The sequence below is a fragment of the Nocardioides marinus genome (assembly GCF_013408145.1).
GTDB lineage: Bacteria > Actinomycetota > Actinomycetes > Propionibacteriales > Nocardioidaceae > Nocardioides > Nocardioides marinus.
On sequence record NZ_JACBZI010000001.1, the window covers coordinates 3,535,047 to 3,553,717 of the forward strand.

The window sequence follows — 18,671 nt, forward strand, 5'->3', positions numbered from 1 at the left end:
TGGGGACGTTCGTCCTGGAGGTCCCCCCATGCCCGTCCCGTTCCGCCGCTCCCTGCGCCTGCTCCTGGCCACCGGCACCGCAGCCGCCGTCGTCGGCGGGGTCGCCGCCGTCGTGGAGCTCCCCGACCACGACCGCCCCGGCGGGTCGCAGGGCCTGCAGGACTACCACCGAGCCGCGAGCGGCGAGGGCATCACGCTCACCGACGTCCACGGCAACCCCGTGACGATCGGCGGGGACCACTCCCACGAGAGCTCGACCAACGAGGCCCTCTCCCGCGCCGGCGAGTCGGCCGCGGAGACGACCGACCCGACCAGCGCCGCCGAGCGGCGCGCGGCCGCGGCGTACGTCGACAGGGAACGCGCGATGCGCGACCCGAAGCTGCGCAAGGTCAAGGCCTACCCGCGCCGCAAGGACCACCCGCAGGACCGTTACGCCCTCGCCAACGGCTGCTACACCCTCGTGCCCGGCGGCACGCCGCTCTACTTCAAGCCCACCGCGCTGGGCACCTACCTCATCCAGGACCCCGACGCGCAGCTGCTGGTGCCCGGCGGCACCGCCGCCGAGCCGTCGGAGGACGCCGTGTGGACCGCCGAGATGAGCGGCAGGAAGCTCACGCTCACCAACGCCGACCAGCCCCTCGAGGTCGGCGGCACCACCGCCTTCCTCGCCACCGTCGCCGACGGCTGCACGGAGTACCCCGAGGCCGAGGTCAACGTCAGCGGCAACCCGCACGGTGGCGTGTCCGCCTTCCAGGAGGTCCGCGGCTACGTCGACGGGCACACCCACCACATGGCCTTCGAGTTCCTCGGCGGCGAGGCCCACTGCGGCAAGCCGTGGGACGAGTACGGCGCGCCGTACGCCCTGGTCGACTGCGAGGACCACACCTACACCGGCGGGTACGGCGGGGTGCTGGAGTCCGCACTGTCCGGCGAGGTGGGCCACGACCCGGTCGGCTGGCCGACCTTCGTGGACTGGCCCGCGCCGAACTCGTTGACCCACGAGGGCACCTACTACCGCTGGATGGAGCGCTCCTGGCGCGGCGGGCAGCGGTTGTTCGTCAACCTGCTGGTCGAGAACAACCAGCTCTGCCAGCTCTACCCGTTCAAGCGGAACTCCTGCGACGACATGGACTCCATCCGGCTGCAGGCAGCCGACGCCTACGCCTTCCAGGACTACGTCGACGCGCAGTTCGGCGGCCCGGGCAAGGGGTTCTACCGGATCGTGAAGACGCCGTGGGAGGCGCGCAAGGTCATCAACAGCGGCAAGATGGCCGTGGTCCTCGGCATCGAGACCTCGGTGCCGTTCGGGTGCACCTTCAAGAACGTCCCGCTGGTCGGTGACGTGCCGGCCTGCGACGAGGAGGCCATCGCCACCCAGCTCGACGAGGTCCACGACCTCGGCGTGCGACAGATGGAGCTGGTCAACAAGTTCGACAACGCCCTGTCCGGCATCGCCGGTGACGCGGGCGAGACCGGCGTCCTGGTCAACAGCGCCAACTTCCTCGAGACCGGCACCTTCTGGGACATGCGGCACTGCGAGCCGGAGGACGGCGAGAGCGCCGACAGGACGCAGTACGCCGCCCCCGACATCTCCGCGGGCCAGCAGGACGCGCTCTTCGGGGCGATCGCGATGCTGTCGGGTCCGCTGGCACTGCCGGCGCTGCCGCTCTACCCCACGCCGATGCACTGCAACAACCGCGGCCTCACGACGCTGGGCGAGTACACGATCAACGAGCTCGCGAAGCGCAGGATCATCTTCGACCCCGACCACATGAGCGTGAAGGCCCGCAACGCCGCGCTCGACCAGATCGAGGAGATGGGCTACCACGGCCTGATCTCCAGCCACTCCTGGTCGACCGTGGACGCCTACCCCCGCGTCTACAAGGCCGGCGGCTTCATCACCCCCTACGCCGGCAGCAGCACCTCCTTCGTCGACAAGTGGCGCCGCCACCTCGGCTGGGCCGACCCGCGCTACTACTTCGGCATCGGGTACGGCGCCGACATCAACGGCCTCGGCGCCCAGGGCGGCCCGCGCGGGGCGGACGTCCCGAACCCGGTCACCTACCCGTTCCGGGGCCTCGGCGGCGTACGCGTGGACAAGCAGCGCGCCGGCGAGCGGGTCTGGGACCTCAACGTCGACGGTGTCGCGCAGTACGGCCTCTACCCCGACTGGGTCCAGGACCTCTCGCTGGTGGCGGAGGCCTCCGGCAAGGGCGACGGGGAGAAGATCCTCGAGGACATGGCCCGTGGCGCCGAGGCCTACCTGCAGATGTGGGAGCGCGCGTACGGCGTGGCCCCCGACTCCTGCCGCAACCCCGGCAACCGACTGCCGGTCGGCACCGTGCAGAAGAAGCTGCGCCCCGGGATGAGCACCACCTCGGTGATGAAGGTCGTCGGCCAGCCCTACACCCGGCTGGGGAAGAGCTACGGCTTCTGCGCCAAGGACGGGAAGGGCACGAAGGTGGAGCTGACCGCGACGTTCAACGGCAAGGGCAAGCTCCGCAAGGTCAAGCGCACCTGACCCTTCCGGTGGTCGAGCAACGAGCGCCAGCGAGCGGGCGTCGAGACCACACACCGCCGCTCGAAGTTACCTACCGGTAGGATCATCCTCACCCCGGACGGGCCTGACGAGCATGGTCAGGCCCCCCTAGGCTCACGCGAGCACCTGCCGCCCCCTGGGCGGGTGCTGGGAGACGAGGAGATCCATGCAGACCTTCGCCATCGTGGTGTCCCTGGCCTTCACCGCCGTCGCCGTCGTCATGACGGCCCGCGCGGTGCAGCAGATCCTCGGGACCGTGCGTCTCGGGCAGCCGGCCTCACGCTCCGACAACCCCGGCAAGCGGGCGGTGACGCTGCTCAAGGAGTCCTTCCTCCACACCCGGATGCTGCAGTGGCACTGGATCGGTGCGATGCACTGGTTCGTCTACGCCGCGTTCCTGCTGCTCTCGACCGCGGTGGCCACCGGCTACGTGCAGCTGTTCAAGCCCGACTTCGCGCTGCCGCTCATCGGTCACTTCTTCCTCTTCGAGTGGGCCAGTGAGGGCATCGGCCTGCTCGGCACGATCGGCATCATCTTCCTGGCCGTCTACCGCCAGCTGAACCACCCGCGCGACAAGGGCCGCAAGAGCCGGTTCTTCGGCTCCACCCAGTGGCAGGCCTACTTCGTCGAGGCGTTCGTGCTCGTCGAGAGCGCAGCGATCCTCTTCATCCGCGGCGCGGAGTACAACCTCGGCCAGCTCGACTCCGACCACCCCGAGGACTTCGACCGCTTCCACTTCCCGATCTCCGGGTTCGTCGGCGACGCGCTGTTCCCCGCGGGTGTCGAGGGCAACGAGGGCGCACTGGAGACCACCATCGTGGTCATCGCGATGATCAAGGTCGTCCTGGCCATGGTCTGGCTGATCGTCATCTCCTCGAACCTCACGATGGGCATCGCCTGGCACCGCTTCACCGCGTGGTTCAACATCTTCTTCAAGCGCGAGTCGGTCGGCCGCGACACCGACGGCGCCACCACCGCGCTGGGCGGCATGAAGCCGCTGATGAACAACGGCAAGCCGGTCACCCTCGACGACATCGACGACCTCGACGAGGACGCCACGCTCGGCGTCGGCGCCATCGAGGACTTCTCCTGGAAGGGCATCCTCGACTTCTCGACCTGCACCGAGTGCGGTCGCTGCCAGTCGCAGTGCCCGGCGTGGAACACCGACAAGCCGCTCTCGCCCAAGCTGCTCATCACCGCGATGCGCGACCACGCCTACGCCAAGGCGCCCTACCTCAAGGCGCCCGAGGGCGAGCGCGAGGCGCTGCTCGAGGGCAACACCGCCCTGGCCACCGAGGTCGAGAAGCCCCTGGTCGGCGAGACCGGCGGCCGCCTCGACGGGCTCGAGGACGGCGAGTGGTTCTACAACCCGGCCAACGGTGCCGCGGTGATCGACCCCGAGGTGCTGTGGAACTGCACCTCCTGCGGCGCCTGCGTCCAGCAGTGCCCCGTCGACATCGAGCACGTCGACCACATCATGGACATGCGCCGCCACCAGATCCTGGTGGAGTCGAACTTCCCCGCCGAGCTCAACGGCCTGTTCAAGGGCCTGGAGAACAAGGGCAACCCCTGGAACATGTCGGGCTCGGCCCGGATGGACTGGGCCAAGGACCTGCCCTTCGACGTCAAGGTCGTCGGCGACGACATCGAGGACCTCGACTCCGTCGACTGGCTGTTCTGGGTCGGCTGCGCCGGGGCGTACGAGGACCGTGCGAAGAAGACCACGCGCGCCGTCGCCGAGCTGCTCGACATGGCGGGCGTGACCTTCGGGGTGCTCGGCAACGGCGAGACCTGCACCGGTGACCCCGCCCGCCGCGCAGGCAACGAGTTCGTGTTCCAGGGCCTGGCCCAGCAGAACGTCGAGAGCTTCAAGGAGTACAAGGTCAAGAAGGTCGTCTCGACCTGCGCCCACTGCTTCAACACGCTCAAGAACGAGTACAAGGAGTTCGGCGTCGAGCTCGAGGTCGTGCACCACACCCAGCTGCTCAACCGGCTGGTGCGCGAGGGCAAGCTGACCCCCGTCAAGGACGGCGCCGGCGCCCACAAGCGCTCGATCACCTACCACGACCCCTGCTACATCGGCCGCCACAACGGCGTCTACTCGCCGCCCCGCGAGCTGCTGCAGGTGCTGCCGGGTGCCGAGGTCGTCGAGATGGAGCGCAACTCCGAGCGGTCCTTCTGCTGCGGCGCCGGTGGTGCCCGCATGTGGATGGAGGAGAACCTCGGCGAGCGGATCAACATCAACCGCACCACCGAGGCCGTCGGCACCGGTGCCGACCAGATCGCCGTCGGCTGCCCCTTCTGCCGCGTCATGCTCTCCGACGGGCTGACGATGAAGCAGTCCAAGGGCGAGGCCCGCGAGGAGGTCGAGGTCCTCGACGTCGCGCAGATGCTGCTCGCCTCGGTCAAGGGCGAGCAGGCCACCAAGCTGGCGCCCGGCCAGGGCGCTCCTGCTGCCCCGGCTGCCAAGGCCGCGCCCGCCAAGGCCGCGCCCGCCGGCGACACCGACGTGGCGACCAAGGCCGAGCCCGAGGCCGGCGACGTGACCATCACCGAGGACACCGTCACCGAGACCGCGGACGCCGGCCCGGCCGCCAAGGCCTCCGGCGGCTCCTCGCTCTTCGACGACGCCTCCTCCATGCTCGACGACGAGCCCGCCGCCAAGGCAGCGCCGGCCGAGAAGACCGAGGACAAGGCAGAGGAGAAGGGCGGGTCGCTCTTCGACGACGCGTCGTCGATGTTCGACGAGCCCGCCGAGAAGACCGCCGACGAGCCGGCCGAGCCCGAGGCGAAGCAGGCCGCTCCGGCCGAGGAGAGCCTCTCCGGTGGCGGCTCCCTCTTCGACCTTGGCGGCGACGACGCTCCCGCTGACGAGAAGCCGGCCGAGAAGCCGACCGAGGCGAAGGCCGAGCCCGCCGAGGCGAAGCCTGCGAAGGCCGACCCCGAGCCGTCGACCGACCTGGGCTCGGGTGGCTCGCTGTTCGACCTGACCGCCGACGAGCCCGCTCCCGCCGGGGAGGCGCCGAAGGCCGAGGCGACCGAGGCACCCCAGGCTGCGGCGCCCACGACCGAGGCCGAGGCACCGGCGACCAAGGCGTCGGAGCCGAAGGAGTCGGTGGACCTCTCGGGCGGCGGTTCGCTCTTCGACATCCCCGCCGACGAGCCGGCACCGGCCTCCTCGACGGCGACCGAGGCCCCGGCCGAGGACGTGGCCGAGGCTGCGACCGAGGCCCCGACCGAGCCGGAGGCCGAGGAGAAGGCCGAGGAGAAGGCCGAGGAGAAGGCCGAGGAGAAGGCACCGGCGGCCGAGAAGCCGGCGGCCCCCGCGGTCGACCTGGACGCGGCCGGCTCGCTGTTCGACTTCGCCGCCCCGGAGAACGCCCCGGCCCCGGCCACTCCCGCGGCGCCGGAGACCCCGGCAGCCCAGGAGCAGGTCGAGGCCCCGGCCGAGCAGACGAGCGAGGAGCCGGCAGAGGCAGCCGAGCCCGAGTCCGCGGCCCGGTCCACCGAGGAGGACCAGTCCGGCGACGAGGCCCCGGCCGGCGACGAGGCCGACCAGCCGGCCGATGACGCGTCCCAGCCGGCAGAGGCAGCCGAGGCCGAGCCGGCGGCGGAGCCCGAGCCCGCGGCCGAGGAGAAGCCCAAGCCGGTGTCGAGCGGCGAGGCCCACCAGCCCCGCACCGACGCCGACATCGACGGCGCGGAGTCGCTCTTCGACCTCTGAGTCGGCGCAAGAACAACGCAAGGACGAAAGTGTGGAGCCCCGGATCAACCTGGTTGATCCGGGGCTCCACACTTTCCGCACCGCTGCGTCACGCCACTCCAGCCGCGGGACGCCAGCACCCGCGCCACCCGGTCCGCGGTGGCGCAGGAGCGGGACAGCACCTGGCCGTACCCGAGCCGCAGCGTCTGCCCGCCCGCGGCGGCGGTGGCGAGGTCACGGTCCAGGTCGCGGTCCCGGTCGGTCATGACCACGTGGTCGAACCGACCGTCCAGCTCGACGACCAGTCCCCACTCCTCGTAGGCGACGTCCTGCCACATCGTCCGACCACGGTGCTCCGCCCGGGCCTGGCGCCGTCCCACCGGCAACCCGTGGGGCCGCTCGACGCGGGCCAGGTACTCCCGCTCGAGCACGGAGCACGAGCCCGCCTCCACGTCGTCGAGCACCGCTCCGATCAGGGCGCGACGCGGCACCCACGGGCGGCCGTCGAGCGCGGCGCGCAACCTGGCCGCCGTCGTACGCCGCCCGCCGGCTGCGTCCGCGAGGGCCGCGATGGTGCCCAGCTCGTCCGGCGCCCCCAGCGCCACGTCGAGGACCGCCTCCTCCAGGCGCACCCGGGGCGGGCCGAGGTTCCAGAGGACTCGGTCGCCGAAGCCCGACCGCCGGTGGAGCACGATGCCCGGAGGGGCGGTGAGCCGGCGGTCCCGGTCGACCACGACGTGCAACCGGTCCACGTCCCTGCTACGTCGCCCGGGCCCCTCGAAGGCACGCCAGGCGGACTGGTCGGCCAGCGCCGCCGGCCAGGCCCAGAGCACGGCTGCCCAGGCGCGTTGCTGCCACGAGGGCGGGCCGGTGTGGTCGACGTACACCCCGCGCTGCACCTCCACCAGCTCGCGCCGCCGGACCAGACGGGCGACCGTTGTCCGGTCCATGCCCGGGAGCGAGAGCAGCTGACGGCGTGCGACCACGCCGTCCTGGTCACGCAGCAGCCGGGCGAGGTCGTCCATGCAGGCACCCTTCCCGGGCGGTGCCGCCACGCCACGTCGTCCGGCGCCACCTGTGGAGGACCGCCGAGCACCCGTGGACGCCCGTGACGACGCTCACGCCGGGTCGTTAGCCTCCGTGACGCACCGTCGACTCCGGAGGTCCCCCGCCGTGCTCGCTCGTCCGCCCCGCGGCCGCACCACCCGCCTGCTCGGCGGGCTGCTGGCCCTCGCCCTCACCGCCACCCCCGTCGCCGGGGTCGCCACGGCCACCACCGCCCACGCGAGCGCTGCCCCCACCGTCTCCACCGGCCTCGCGCCGACGGCCGCCGCCCAGGGCACGGGCCACAGCAGGGGCAACGGCAAGGGCGCCAAGGCCTGGACGCCCCGCGAGGAGCAGTACGGCGGCACGGTCTTCACCCCGGACCTCGAGATCCCCATGTCCGACGGCACCATCCTGCGCGGCGACCTGACCCGGCCTGCCGTGCTGCGGCCGGACGGCACGATCCGGGCGGTGAAGAGGCCGCTGCCGGTGGTCGTCACGATCACGGCGTACAACAAGTCGGTGCTGGCCAGCACCAGCCTCGGCGGCAGCACCGGGGACTACCTGGTCAAGCGCGGTTACGCACAGCTCACCGTCGACGCCCGCGGCACCGGCTCGAGCAACGGGCAGTGGAACGCCTTCGACACCCGGGAGAACACCGACGCCGGCGAGATCATGGAGTGGGCCGCCTCCCAGGAGTGGAGCAACGGCAGGACCGCCATGACCGGCCCGTCCTACATGGGCATCTCGCAGCTGTGGGCGGCCGCCGCGCAGCCCAAGGGCCTCAAGGCGATCTTCCCGCAGGTGCCGGGCGCCGACGTCTACCGCGACGTCGTCGCGAGCGGCGGGGCGATCGACGTCGGCTTCATCCCGCTGTGGCTGGGCCTCGTGACCGTGACCGGGCTGATCCCCCCGCAGACCAACGGCCCCTCGACGCTGGGCATCTACCTCGACCACATCATGGGCGCGTTCGGGTTCACCGCCCAGGTGATCCCGGCAGCGCTGCTGGCCCAGGAGCCGGCGTACGACGGGGAGTTCTACGAGCAGCGCTCGGTCATCAACGTGATCGACAAGGTCGAGGTCCCGGCGTTCTTCGTCTCCGGGGAGTACGACCTCTTCCAGCGCGGCACCCCGCTGCTCTTCGAGGCGCTGCAGGAGAACGGTGTCCCCACCAAGCTCATCACCGGCCCCTGGGACCACCTCGAGGGCTCCTCGGCCGCCGAGATCGGCGACGCCGGCTACGGCACGCTCGAGGAGCTGCAGCTGCGGTGGTTCGACCACTACGTCAAGGGCAAGCGCGACAAGCGCCTGCACAAGGACATCGCGAACCTCACCTACTACGAGCAGGGCAGCGGCCGCTGGACGAGGTCCGACCGGTGGATCGACCGCGACCTGCGGGCCCGCTCCTACCACCTGTCCGGCAGCTCCACGACCGCCCTGGTCAACGGCTCCCTCACCACCGGTACGCCGCAGGCAGGCACCGCTGACGTGCTGCCGCTGCCCGTCTCCGGGGCCTGCACCCGCTCGGCCAACCAGTGGACCGCGGGCATCCTCAACGCGGGGGCGAGCCAGTTCCCGTTCCCCAACCCCTGCTTCGACGACACCCGCCTCAACGACCTGAGCGGCGTGGTCTTCGAGACCGAGCCGATGACGCGCGCCACCTCGATCCGCGGCCCGATCAACGCCCGCCTCTACACCTCGGTGACCGGTGCCGGCGACGGGATGCTCTCGGTGTCGGTCGAGGACGTCGCGCCCGACGGCACGGTCAGCCGGCTCACCGGCGGCTGGCAGGTGCTCTCGCTCGCCGAGACCGACCCGCGGCGCAGCCGCCGGCTGAACGGCAAGATCATCCAGCCCTGGCACCCCTTCACCGAGGAGTCCCAGGCGAGCCTGGAGGGGATCGAGCCGGTCGACGTCGAGGTCTTCCCGACGGCGGCGAGGATCGCCAAGGGCCACCGGCTGCGGGTGGCCGTCCAGGCCTTCGACGTGCCCCACCTGCTGCCCACGCTGCCGGTGCTGCTGGGCAGTCTGTCGGTCATCACCATCCACACCGGCCCCGAGACGCCGTCGGAGCTGACGGTGCCGTGGGTCAGGACGAAGCGGCGCTAGCGTCCTCGGCCGGCACCTTCACCGGACGCAGCCGGGCCCAGGCCGCGAAGGCGACGGCCACCAGGAGCATCGCCAGCCCGGCCCACAGGTTGGCGTTGGTGCCGCCGGTCTTGTCGGTCTCGGGGTCGGCGAAGAGCCCCATCAGCACCAGGATGACGCCGTAGGTGCCCATCAGGGCGGCGATGATGCTGCGGATGTCGAGGAGCCCGGCGCGGTGCGTCCGCTCGCCGGACCCGGTCGTCTGGTCAGTCACGGTGGCTCCTAGAACGCCAGGTTGAGGATGATGGTGAGGACGGCGGCGAGGCCGGCCAGCGGGAGGGTGCGCTGGTACCACGGGAAGGTCTTCTCCTGCTCGTCCACCAGGTCCTCCTTCGGGGTCTCGGAGTAGACCAGGCCGACCAGCTGCTCGGCGGGCTTGGGCTCGGTGACCAGGGAGACCGCCACGGAGACGGCGATGTCGACGGCGAAGGCCACGCCCGCCGCCACGAACGCCGCGCCCTGGCCCGACAGCGGCAGCACGCCGATGCTCAGCGAGCCGAGCGTGCCCTCGGCGAGGAACCCGACGAAGACCGCGGCGAGGGTGCCCGAGACCAGCCCGGCCCAGCCCGCGGTCGGGGTCATCCGCTTCCAGAACATGCCGAGGATGAAGGTCGCGAAGAGCGGGGCGTTGAAGAACCCGAACAGCGTCTGGAGGTAGTCCATGATGTTCGAGAAGCTCGCGGCCAGCTGGGCGGTGAAGACCGCGATCACGGCCGCCGCCACGGTGGCCCACCGGCCGACGCGCAGGTAGTAGCCGTCGGAGCGGTCCTTGACGACGTACCGCTCCCACAGGTCGTAGCTGAGCACGGTGTTGAACGCCGAGACGTTGGCCGCCATGCCGGCCATGAAGGCCGCCAGCAGACCCGCGATCGCAACACCGAGCAGGCCGTTGGGCAGGACGTCGCGCATGAGGTAGATCAGCGAGTCGTTGTAGGTCACCGAGCCCTCTGCGCCACCGCTGACGCTGCCGCCGGCCTTGACCTCGGCGATCTCCGCGACCAGGACCGCGGCGATCATGCCGGGGATGATGGTGATGAACGGGACGAACATCTTGGGGAAGGCCCCGATGATGGGGGTCTTGCGCGCCGAGGAGATCGAGTCGGTGGCCATCGCCCGCTGGACCTCGACGAAGTTGGTCGTCCAGTAGCCGAAGGACAGCACGAACCCGAGGCCGAAGACGATGCCGACGACCGAGAGCAGGTCGGAGTCGAAGCCGGTGAGCGCGTTGCCCGGCCAGCTGTTGAGCTGGGCGGCCGCGCTGGGGGCGTCCCCCCGGCCGGCCGTCTCGGTGATGCCGTCCTTGAGCCCCTGCCAGCCACCCACCCGGTCCAGGCCGAGCAGGGTGAGGGGGGTCAGGGCGGCCACGATGACGAAGAACTGCAGCACCTCGTTGTAGATCGCCGCCGACAGCCCGCCGAGGGTGATGTAGGACAGCACGATCACGGCGGCGATGACCACGGCCAGGAGCAGGTCGATGCCCAGCAGCGCCTGGATGATCGAGCCCAGCAGGTAGAGGTTGATCCCCGCGATGAGCAGCTGCGCCACGGCGAACGACACCGCGTTGACCAGGTGGGCGCCGGTGCCGAAGCGACGGAACATGAACTCGGGGACCGAGCGGACCTCCGAGCCGTAGTAGAAGGGCATCATCACGATGCCGAGGAACAGCATCGCCGGGATCGCGCCGACCCAGAAGTAGTGCACCGTCGGCAGCCCGAACTCCGCACCGCTGGCAGACATGCCCATGATCTCGACAGCGCCGAGGTTGGCGGAGATGAAGGCCAGGCCGGTGACCCAGGCCGGCAGCGAGCGGCCCGAGAGGAAGAAGTCCACGGAGTCCGAGACGTGTCGCCGGGCCATCAGGCCGATGCCGAGGACGAAGCCGAAGTAGATCGCGACGATCAGGTAGTCGACCCAGCTCGCCGAGATGATCGTGTCGCTGGCGAGTGGTGCGGGCGCGAGCGGACTCATGGGCTTCCTTTCCGAGAGGCGTCGCACCTGGGGGGGGCTGGCACAGGGCCGGGCACGACCCGCCGACGGTAGGACCCCGACTCCGCGACGTCCCCACCCCTCCGGGCACGGGGTGGCCCGGGCACCCCGTGTCCGTGACGTCACCACGACACCAGAATGACGTCAGCAGTGCTTGACGTGACGTCATAGTGGTGTCATCGTGGTGCGCATGGACATCACGCCGTACGTCGACAGCCTGCGTCGCGACCTCCTGGCCGCCGCCGAGGCCGGCGGCCCCGAGGTCGCCGCGGCCGCCGAGCGCCTCGGCTACGCCCTCGAGCCCGCCACCCGGCTCGCCCTGATGGAGGCGCTGTCCCAGGCGGCCGCGGAGATCACCGCCGCGATGTCGGCCGGCGGCGTCGACGTACGCCTCGACGGCCGCGACCTCGACTTCGTGGTCGATGCCGCACCGCCCGTCCCCCCGGCGCCGCCCGCTCCGCCGGCCCCGCCCCGCGCGGAGGAGCCCGAGGAGGACGCCAGCGTCGCCCGCATCACCCTGCGTCTGCCCGAGTCGCTCAAGACGAAGGCCGAGGACGCCGCCGCGGCCGCCGGCTCCTCGCTCAACACCTGGCTGGTCCAGGCGGTGCGCTCCGCGACCCACGAGGGCGCGGTGCACGTCGACATCGACCTGTCCTCCATGCCGTTCTTCGGCTCCGACCCGGGCCGGCGCGGCAACCGCCGGATGACCGGCTGGGTCTGACCACCCTCCCCCACCCACCGACACCCTCCTCGGGACCGGCCCTCGCCGGCCCCGCGGCCCCGTGCACCCTGCTCACGACTGGAGACCGCCGTGCCCCACTTCGAGTTCGACTCCCCCGCCCCCGCCTCGCTGTACGTCGAGATCGGCCGCGGCGAGGTCCACGTCCGGTGCACGCGGACCGGCACCACCACCGTCACCGTGACCGGCCGCGACGCCGACCGGGTCGACGTGCACGACCGGGACGGCCAGATCTCGGTCCTCGCCCCCCGGGGCGGCCTGCTGTCGGCCTTCGACAGCCCGCTCGAGGTCTCCATCACCGCGCCCGAGCACAGCAACGTCGCCACCAAGCTCGGCAGCGCCGAGGTGGTGGTCGACGGCCCGGCCGGCGGCGTACGCCTGCGGACCGGGTCGGGCGAGGTCCGGGTCGAGAGCATCACCGCCGCCAGCAGCATCGACACCGGCTCCGGCGACGTGCGCGTCGAGCGCACCTCCGGCCCGTTGAAGGTGCGCACCGGCTCCGGGGACGTCGAGCTGCGCGAGGCGCTCGCCGAGCTCTCGGTCTCCTCGGGCTCCGGCGACGTGCACGTGTCCTCGGCCGAGGCGGCCGTGCTGACCAAGAGCGGGTCGGGCGACCTGCAGGTCGACACCACCTGCGGCGACGTCGCGTTCACCAGCGGCTCGGGCAGCCTCGGCATCTCCACGACGCGACGCGGCCGGATCTCGGCGAAGGTGGCCTCCGGCGACGTCCGGGTCGGCGTGCCCGCCGGTGTCCCGGTGTGGACCGACATCAGCTCGCTCACCGGCCGCATCCACTCCACGCTCACCGGCGCGGGCCAGCCCACCGACGGTCAGGACCACGTGGAGGTCCGCGCCACCACCGTCAGCGGCAACGTCTCCCTCGTCCAGGCCTGACCCCCCCCCCACGCCGAACCGGCGTATCAATACGCCGACTCGACCCGCCAACCCCGCCGAACCGGCGTATCAATACGCCGGCTCGCCCCGAATCGACCCGCCGCTCGCCAGCCACCAGCCACCAGCCACCAGCCATCAGCAAGGAGTCGTCATGCTCGACCACCCCAGCGTCCTCGAGGCCGAGGCCCGCGCACGGCGCGCCGACCGGCTCGTCCGCAGCCAGGCGCCCCGGATGCCGCGCGTCACCCACCGTCACCGGCTCGCCAGCGGCCTGCGCCGCGTCGCGGACCGCCTCGACGACTGACCCGCGCGACCGACCGCGCCGGGACGTCATGCGGACGGGACGTCCGTCACCGCCGTACGTATGACGTCCCCGAGTGCCCGTCCGATCAGGCGCCCATCGAGACGCCCTCGCGCCAGTAGCCCATGAAGGCCACCTGCCGGCGGTCCAGCCCCAGGTCGCGGACCAGGGCGCGGCGCAGCCCGGTGACCATCCGGGACTCGCCGGCGATCCAGGCGTAGAGGTCGGCCAGGTCGTGGCCCACCGCCTCCCGATGCTCGCCCACGTCCTCCCCGGAGGAGGAGTACGTCGGGGTCTCCCAGAGTCCGGGCTCCACCTCGGTCTCGGGCACCTCGACCGTGGCCGCACCGGCACCGAGGTGCTCCAGCACCGCCTCGTGCAGCCGGGCACCCACCGCCCGACCGTCGCGGGGCAGCCACTCGACACGGACCCCCGCCGGGTGCACCACCGACTGCACGTCGGCCGCCACCGGCACCTCGAGGTACGCCGCACCGCACGCGTCGACCGGGAGCTGGGAGAGCACCGCGGCGATCGCGGGGACCGCCGTCTCGTCGCCGACGAGCAGCAGCTCGGCGCCCCCGGGGGCCGCGAACTCGATGCCGCCGTAGGCCACGCCCCGGCGCGGCCCGAGCAGCACCACCCGGGAGCCGATCGTCGCCGACGCGGCCCACCGCGACCCGGGGCCGGCCTCGCCGTGACCGTCGGTCCCATGGGTCACCAGGTCGACGACGACGCGGGTGTCGGTGCCCGAGCCCAGCACGTCGCGAACGGTGTAGGTGCGCATGTGGCCCCGCTCGGCCTCGGGCAGCGCGAGCCATTCGGCGTACCAGTCCTCGCCACCACCGAGGACCGGCAGCGGCCCCCCGTCGTGGGGGAGGACGAGCTTGATCCGCTGGTCGTAGCCGGGTCCGTCGGTGCCGAAGTCGGCGAGGTCCGGGCCGGCGAGGTGGACGCGCACGAAGGAGGGCGAGAGCCGCTCGACGTGCACGACCTCGGTCTCGCAGAGCACGAACGGCCGCACGGCCTGGGTGATTGTCATGAGGCAACCCTAACTTAGGGTTGCCTCACCAAACCAGGCCCGGTCGTCGAGCGGTCAGATCGACGTGCGGTGGAAGCTCTGGAACGAGCGCGACGGGGTGGGGCCGCGCTGCCCCTGGTAGCGCGAGCCGTACTTCGACGAGCCGTAGGGGTGCTCGGAGGGCGAGGAGAGCCGCAGGAAGCAGAACTGCCCGATCTTCATCCCCGGGTAGAGCTTGATCGGCAGCGTGGCCACGTTCGCCAGCTCCAGCGTCACGTGGCCGCTGAAGCCGGGGTCGACGAAGCCGGCCGTGGCGTGGGTCAGCAGCCCCAGCCGCCCCAGGGAGGACTTCCCCTCCACGCGGGCCGCGATGTCGTCGGGCAGGGTGACGACCTCGTACGTCGACCCGAGCACGAACTCGCCGGGGTGCAGGACGAACGCCTCGTCGCCCTCGGGCTCGACCAGGCGGGTGAGGTCGGACTGGTCCTGGGCGGGGTCGATGTGGGGGTACTTGTGGTTGTCGAAGACCCGGAAGAAACGGTCCAGGCGCACGTCGATCGACGACGGCTGGAGCATCCCGGCCTCGTAGGGGTCGAGCACGATGCGGCCGGCATCGATCTCGGCGACGATGTCCCGGTCTGAGAGCAGCACGGGGGTCAACCTACCGCTCGGGAGCCGCACCGGGACCCCGCGCCCGGCCCGACCGGATGCTGCCACTGTCCGCGTCGGCATGCCAGCATGCCGTGGTGAGTCTCGCCAAACGCGTCAGCAGGGTGTCGCGCACCGGCCTGGTCGTCGTGGCGATCGTGGTCCTGGTCAACGTGGCGCTGGCGGTGGCGCTCGCGACCGTGCTGGAGCCCCGCCAGCAGCAGCTGCAGGACGGCAGCCGCGCAGTCAGCCTCGCCCACCGCGGCATGCTCGACCAGGAGACCTCCCTGCGGGCCTTCCTGGTCACCGGCTCCTACGACTTCCTCGAGCCCTACCACGAGGGCACGGCCGCCACCCGCGAGCAGCTGCCCAGGGCGCGCGCGCTGATGGAGCAGCCGGAGGTCCGCGAGGCCCTGGAGAGCACGCAGGAGGCCGTCGACCTGTGGCGGCAGCGATGGGCCGGGACGGCCCTGTCGCTGGGGGCGACGATCTCGAACCGACCGGCCGCGAACGAGACCAGGACCTTCATGCTGCGGGGCAAGCAGCTCTTCGACGACTACCGCGAGCAGCAGCAGGCGCTGCGCGAGGCCGTGGACGCCCAGATCAGCGCCGACGAGCGGACCCAGAGCCGCCTGCTGCGGGGGGTCCTCGCCCTCGAGGCCGCGATGCTGACGCTCGCGCTGCTGCTGGTCCAGCGGCAACGGCGGGGCCTGCAGGACCTCGTCGTCCAGCCCGTTGCCTCGCTCCTCGCGACCATCGACCGGCTGCGCCGGGGCGACCTCACCGCACGCAGCGCGGTGACCCAGCCGCGCGAGCTGCGCTCGATCGGCGAGGGCCTGGACTCGCTGGCCGAGGCGGTGACCCTGCGCGAGCAGCACCTGGACGAGGCCCGTCGGGAGGCGGAGTCGGCCAACGCGGCCAAGTCGGCGTTCCTGGCCACGATGAGCCACGAGATCCGTACGCCGATGAACGCGGTGGTCGGGATGTCGGGGCTGCTGCTCGACAGCGACCTCACCGCCGAGCAGCGCGACTACGCCGAGACGATCCGCTCCTCCAGCGACACCCTGCTCTCGATCATCAACGACATCTTGGACTTCTCGAAGATCGAGTCCGGGCAGCTCGACCTCGAGGAGGCGGTCTTCTCGCTCCCCGACTGCGTCGACACGACCCTGGACCTGCTCGCGGCGGTGGCCGGCGCCAAGGACCTCGACCTGGTCGTCGACCTCGCCCCGGACGTGCCCACGATGGTGGTGGGTGACGTCACCCGCCTGCGCCAGGTCCTGGTGAACCTGGTGGGCAACGCCGTGAAGTTCACCCCGACCGGGGAGGTGCAGGTCTCGGTCCGGGTGGCGCAGGACGACCCCGAGCAGCCGTTGATCTCTATGGCCGTCCGCGACACCGGCATCGGCATCCCGCGCGAGCGCCAGGACCGGCTCTTCCAGTCCTTCAGCCAGGTCGACTCCAGCACCACCCGGATGTACGGCGGCACCGGGCTCGGCCTCGCCATCAGCCGACGACTCGCGGAGGCGATGGGCGGCGACATCACCGTCGACAGCACCCCGGGCGCCGGGGCGACCTTCACCTTCACCGCGCGGCTGCGGCGCAGCAGCGAGCAGGTGCAACCGGCACCGGTGCCCGCCCAGCTGCCCGGCACGCGTGCGCTCGTCGTCGACGACAACGAGACCAACCGGCGCATCCTGCGCGCCCAGCTCGAGGGCTGGGGGATGGAGGTGGTCGACCACGGCGACCCGCGCGAGGCACTGCTGGCGGTCCTGACCGACGGGCTCGACGCCGACATCGCCGTCCTCGACATGCACATGCCAGGCATGGACGGCGCCGCCCTGGCCAGGGGCCTGCGGGGGGCGCACGGCTGGGAGCGGGTCCCTCTCGTGCTGCTCACCTCCCTCGGCGAGCAGGTCGAGGAGGTGCGCTCCCTGGGGATGCTGCAGCTGACCAAGCCGGTCAAGGCTGCGGCCCTGCGTGACGCGCTGGCCGTGGCCCTCGGCGCCGCCACCTCCTCGCGTCACGGCCGACCGCCGGAGGAGGCCGACCTCGCACCCCTGCGGCTGCTGGTCGCCGAGGACAACGAGGTCAACCGGAAGGTGGCCGGCCTGATGCTCGGCCGCCTGGGCCAGCGCCCCGACATCGTCGCCAACGGCCAGGAGGCCCTCGAGGCGGTGCGCCGCACCGCCTACGACCTGGTGCTCATGGACGTGCAGATGCCGGTGATGGACGGCCTCGAGGCCACCCGCCGGATCCGCGCCGAGCTCCCGCCCGAGCGCCAGCCGCGGATCGTGGCGATGACCGCCAACGCCCTGGTCGAGCACCAGGCGCAGTCGATCGAGGCCGGCATGGACGACCACCTCGCGAAGCCGGTGCGCACCGAGGAGCTCGTGGCGGTGCTCGTCCGGGCAGGGGCGACGGTGCCGAGTGCGGACGGCGCCGCCTCCGCGCCCGACGGCCCTCCCGAGCCGCGGACCGGCCCTCCGGTGCTCGACCCCGGCGTCCTCGACACCCTGGTCTCGGCCATGGGCGAGGCCGGCGCCCAGGTGCGGGAGAGCCTGGTGGCGGCCTGGCACCGGGACGCAACCGAGTCGGCCCAGCGGCTGGCACAGGTCGCCCGGGCAGGGGACGGTGCCAGCGCGGCCGGCATCGGGCACGCCATGAAGAGCGCCTCGGCGTCGGTCGGCGCGATGCGCCTGTCCGCCGCCTGCGCGGCGCTCGAGGCGGAGGCCGCCACGGCGGACCGGGCACGGCTGGGCGCCCTGGTCGCCGACGTCACCGCCGAGGTCACCTCGGCGACCTCGGCGTTCGAGCACCAGCACGGCCCCGGCACGATGGGGCCGTGACCTTCCAGCGCTACGTGGCCCTCGGCGACTCCTTCACCGAGGGCGTCGGCGACCCCGACCCCACCCGGCCCAACGGCGTACGCGGGTGGGCCGACCGGGTCGCCGAGGTCCTCGCCGAGCGCGACCCGGGCTTCGGCTACGCCAACCTCGCGATCCGCGGACGCAAGCTGCTGCCGATCCTGGCCGAGCAGCTCGAGCCGGCGATCGCCCTCGAGCCGGACCTGGTGAGCATCTACGCGGGCGCCAACGACATCCTGCGCCCCAGCGTCGACGTCGACATGCTCGTCGCGGCGTACGACGACGGGCTGGCGCGGCTGGCCGCCACCGGTGCCCGGCTCGTCGTCTTCACCGCCTTCGACCCGGGTGGGTCCGCGACCTACCGGCTGCTGCGCGGGCGGTTCGCGCTGTACAACGAGCTGGTCCGCGAGGCCGCCGACCGCCACGGCGCGACCGTCGTCGACTTCTGGCGGATGCGGGAGTACCGCGACTGGGGCTACTGGGACGAGGACCGGATGCACATGGGCCCGGCCGGCCACCAGCGGATGGCCGTCGCGGTGCTCGACGCGCTCGGCGTCCCCCACGACCTGCCCGTCCCCGAGCCCCGCGAGAGCATCGAGGTCGCCCGCCGCGAGCAGTGGCGCCAGCACGCCACCTGGGTCCGCGACTCCGCCGCCCCCTGGGTCCACCGCCGCCTCACCGGCCGCTCCTCCGGCGACGGCCTGGACCCCCGGTGGCCCACACTCGCGCGGCCGCCGCACCACAGCGCGACCTGATCGTCTAGCATGTGCGCGGCTGGTCACAC

13 protein-coding genes are annotated in these 18,671 nt (G+C 72.1%); 8 read left to right on the forward strand and 5 right to left on the reverse strand.

All coding sequences use genetic code 11. From position 1 onward, the window contains the following. Positions 1-28 precede the first annotated feature (28 nt). Positions 29-2,521, forward strand: a complete 2,493-nt coding sequence (locus BKA05_RS16695; RefSeq protein ID WP_179532430.1) for a hypothetical protein — start codon at positions 29-31, stop codon at positions 2,519-2,521. 184 nt (positions 2,522-2,705) lie between these two features. Continuing rightward, the gene (locus BKA05_RS16700; RefSeq protein ID WP_179532431.1) at positions 2,706-6,263 is read left to right on the forward strand and encodes a heterodisulfide reductase-related iron-sulfur binding cluster; all 3,558 of its coding nucleotides are present in this window, start codon (positions 2,706-2,708) and stop codon (positions 6,261-6,263) included. Between the two features lie 44 nt (positions 6,264-6,307). Here the strand turns inward: BKA05_RS16700 and BKA05_RS16705 are convergent, their stop codons facing one another. Then, the gene (locus BKA05_RS16705) at positions 6,308-7,267 is read right to left on the reverse strand and encodes a type IV toxin-antitoxin system AbiEi family antitoxin domain-containing protein (RefSeq protein WP_179532432.1); all 960 of its coding nucleotides are present in this window, start codon (positions 7,265-7,267) and stop codon (positions 6,308-6,310) included. A 148-nt stretch (positions 7,268-7,415) separates the two neighbouring features. Between BKA05_RS16705 and BKA05_RS16710 the strand changes: the two genes are divergently transcribed. Beyond that, on the forward strand, positions 7,416-9,395 hold the full coding sequence (locus tag BKA05_RS16710; protein ID WP_179532433.1) for a CocE/NonD family hydrolase: 1,980 nt from the start codon (positions 7,416-7,418) through the stop codon (positions 9,393-9,395). On the opposite strand, the gene BKA05_RS16715 is transcribed toward BKA05_RS16710, so the two are convergent. Together BKA05_RS16715 and BKA05_RS16720 are read right to left on the reverse strand one after the other, a co-directional pair. Continuing rightward, positions 9,376-9,648 (reverse strand): hypothetical protein, encoded by a 273-nt coding sequence (locus tag BKA05_RS16715; protein ID WP_179532434.1) that lies wholly within the window; start codon positions 9,646-9,648, stop codon positions 9,376-9,378. The genes BKA05_RS16710 and BKA05_RS16715 overlap by 20 nt on opposite strands. Positions 9,649-9,656: 8 nt before the next feature. Further along, the gene (locus tag BKA05_RS16720; protein ID WP_179532435.1) at positions 9,657-11,402 is read right to left on the reverse strand and encodes a sodium:solute symporter family protein; all 1,746 of its coding nucleotides are present in this window, start codon (positions 11,400-11,402) and stop codon (positions 9,657-9,659) included. 208 nt (positions 11,403-11,610) lie between these two features. Between BKA05_RS16720 and BKA05_RS16725 the strand changes: the two genes are divergently transcribed. The 3 genes from BKA05_RS16725 to BKA05_RS16735 all read left to right on the forward strand — a co-directional run bounded on the left by BKA05_RS16725 (position 11,611) and on the right by BKA05_RS16735 (position 13,357). Next, positions 11,611-12,141 carry a toxin-antitoxin system HicB family antitoxin gene (locus tag BKA05_RS16725; RefSeq protein ID WP_179532436.1) on the forward strand — a complete coding sequence of 177 codons (531 nt, stop codon included), beginning with the start codon at positions 11,611-11,613 and terminating at the stop codon, positions 12,139-12,141. A 90-nt stretch (positions 12,142-12,231) separates the two neighbouring features. Continuing rightward, positions 12,232-13,053: a DUF4097 family beta strand repeat-containing protein gene (locus tag BKA05_RS16730; RefSeq protein WP_179532437.1), complete on the forward strand. Its 822-nt coding sequence runs from the start codon at positions 12,232-12,234 to the stop codon at positions 13,051-13,053. A 151-nt stretch (positions 13,054-13,204) separates the two neighbouring features. Continuing rightward, positions 13,205-13,357, forward strand: a complete 153-nt coding sequence (locus tag BKA05_RS16735; RefSeq protein WP_179532438.1) for a hypothetical protein — start codon at positions 13,205-13,207, stop codon at positions 13,355-13,357. Between the two features lie 85 nt (positions 13,358-13,442). Here BKA05_RS16735 and BKA05_RS16740 read toward each other — a convergent pair whose 3' ends face one another. Together BKA05_RS16740 and dcd are read right to left on the reverse strand one after the other, a co-directional pair. Beyond that, positions 13,443-14,393: a siderophore-interacting protein gene (locus tag BKA05_RS16740; protein WP_179532439.1), complete on the reverse strand. Its 951-nt coding sequence runs from the start codon at positions 14,391-14,393 to the stop codon at positions 13,443-13,445. 54 nt (positions 14,394-14,447) lie between these two features. Beyond that, the gene (gene dcd, locus BKA05_RS16745) at positions 14,448-15,023 is read right to left on the reverse strand and encodes a dCTP deaminase (RefSeq protein WP_179532440.1); all 576 of its coding nucleotides are present in this window, start codon (positions 15,021-15,023) and stop codon (positions 14,448-14,450) included. 95 nt (positions 15,024-15,118) lie between these two features. Here dcd and BKA05_RS16750 point away from each other — a divergent pair, with 95 nt between their 5' ends. Further along, positions 15,119-17,869, forward strand: a complete 2,751-nt coding sequence (locus BKA05_RS16750) for a response regulator (RefSeq protein WP_179532441.1) — start codon at positions 15,119-15,121, stop codon at positions 17,867-17,869. Next, positions 17,866-18,642 carry a GDSL-type esterase/lipase family protein gene (locus tag BKA05_RS16755; RefSeq protein ID WP_179532442.1) on the forward strand — a complete coding sequence of 259 codons (777 nt, stop codon included), beginning with the start codon at positions 17,866-17,868 and terminating at the stop codon, positions 18,640-18,642. Before BKA05_RS16750 ends, BKA05_RS16755 begins: the two co-directional genes overlap by 4 nt. The last annotated feature ends 29 nt before the right edge of the window (positions 18,643-18,671 follow it).

What these genes read in the sequence shown, in the direction of transcription:
- BKA05_RS16695 (WP_179532430.1), top strand. Translation starts at nt 29, where the DNA reads ATGCCCGTCCCGTTCCGCCGCTCCCTGCGCCTGCTCCTGGCCACCGGC.
- BKA05_RS16700 (WP_179532431.1), top strand. Translation starts at nt 2,706, where the DNA reads ATGCAGACCTTCGCCATCGTGGTGTCCCTGGCCTTCACCGCCGTCGCC.
- BKA05_RS16705 (WP_179532432.1), bottom strand. Translation starts at nt 7,267, where the DNA reads ATGGACGACCTCGCCCGGCTGCTGCGTGACCAGGACGGCGTGGTCGCA.
- BKA05_RS16720 (WP_179532435.1), bottom strand. Translation starts at nt 11,402, where the DNA reads ATGAGTCCGCTCGCGCCCGCACCACTCGCCAGCGACACGATCATCTCG.
- BKA05_RS16725 (WP_179532436.1), top strand. Translation starts at nt 11,611, where the DNA reads ATGGACATCACGCCGTACGTCGACAGCCTGCGTCGCGACCTCCTGGCC.
- BKA05_RS16735 (WP_179532438.1), top strand. Translation starts at nt 13,205, where the DNA reads ATGCTCGACCACCCCAGCGTCCTCGAGGCCGAGGCCCGCGCACGGCGC.
- BKA05_RS16740 (WP_179532439.1), bottom strand. Translation starts at nt 14,393, where the DNA reads ATGACAATCACCCAGGCCGTGCGGCCGTTCGTGCTCTGCGAGACCGAG.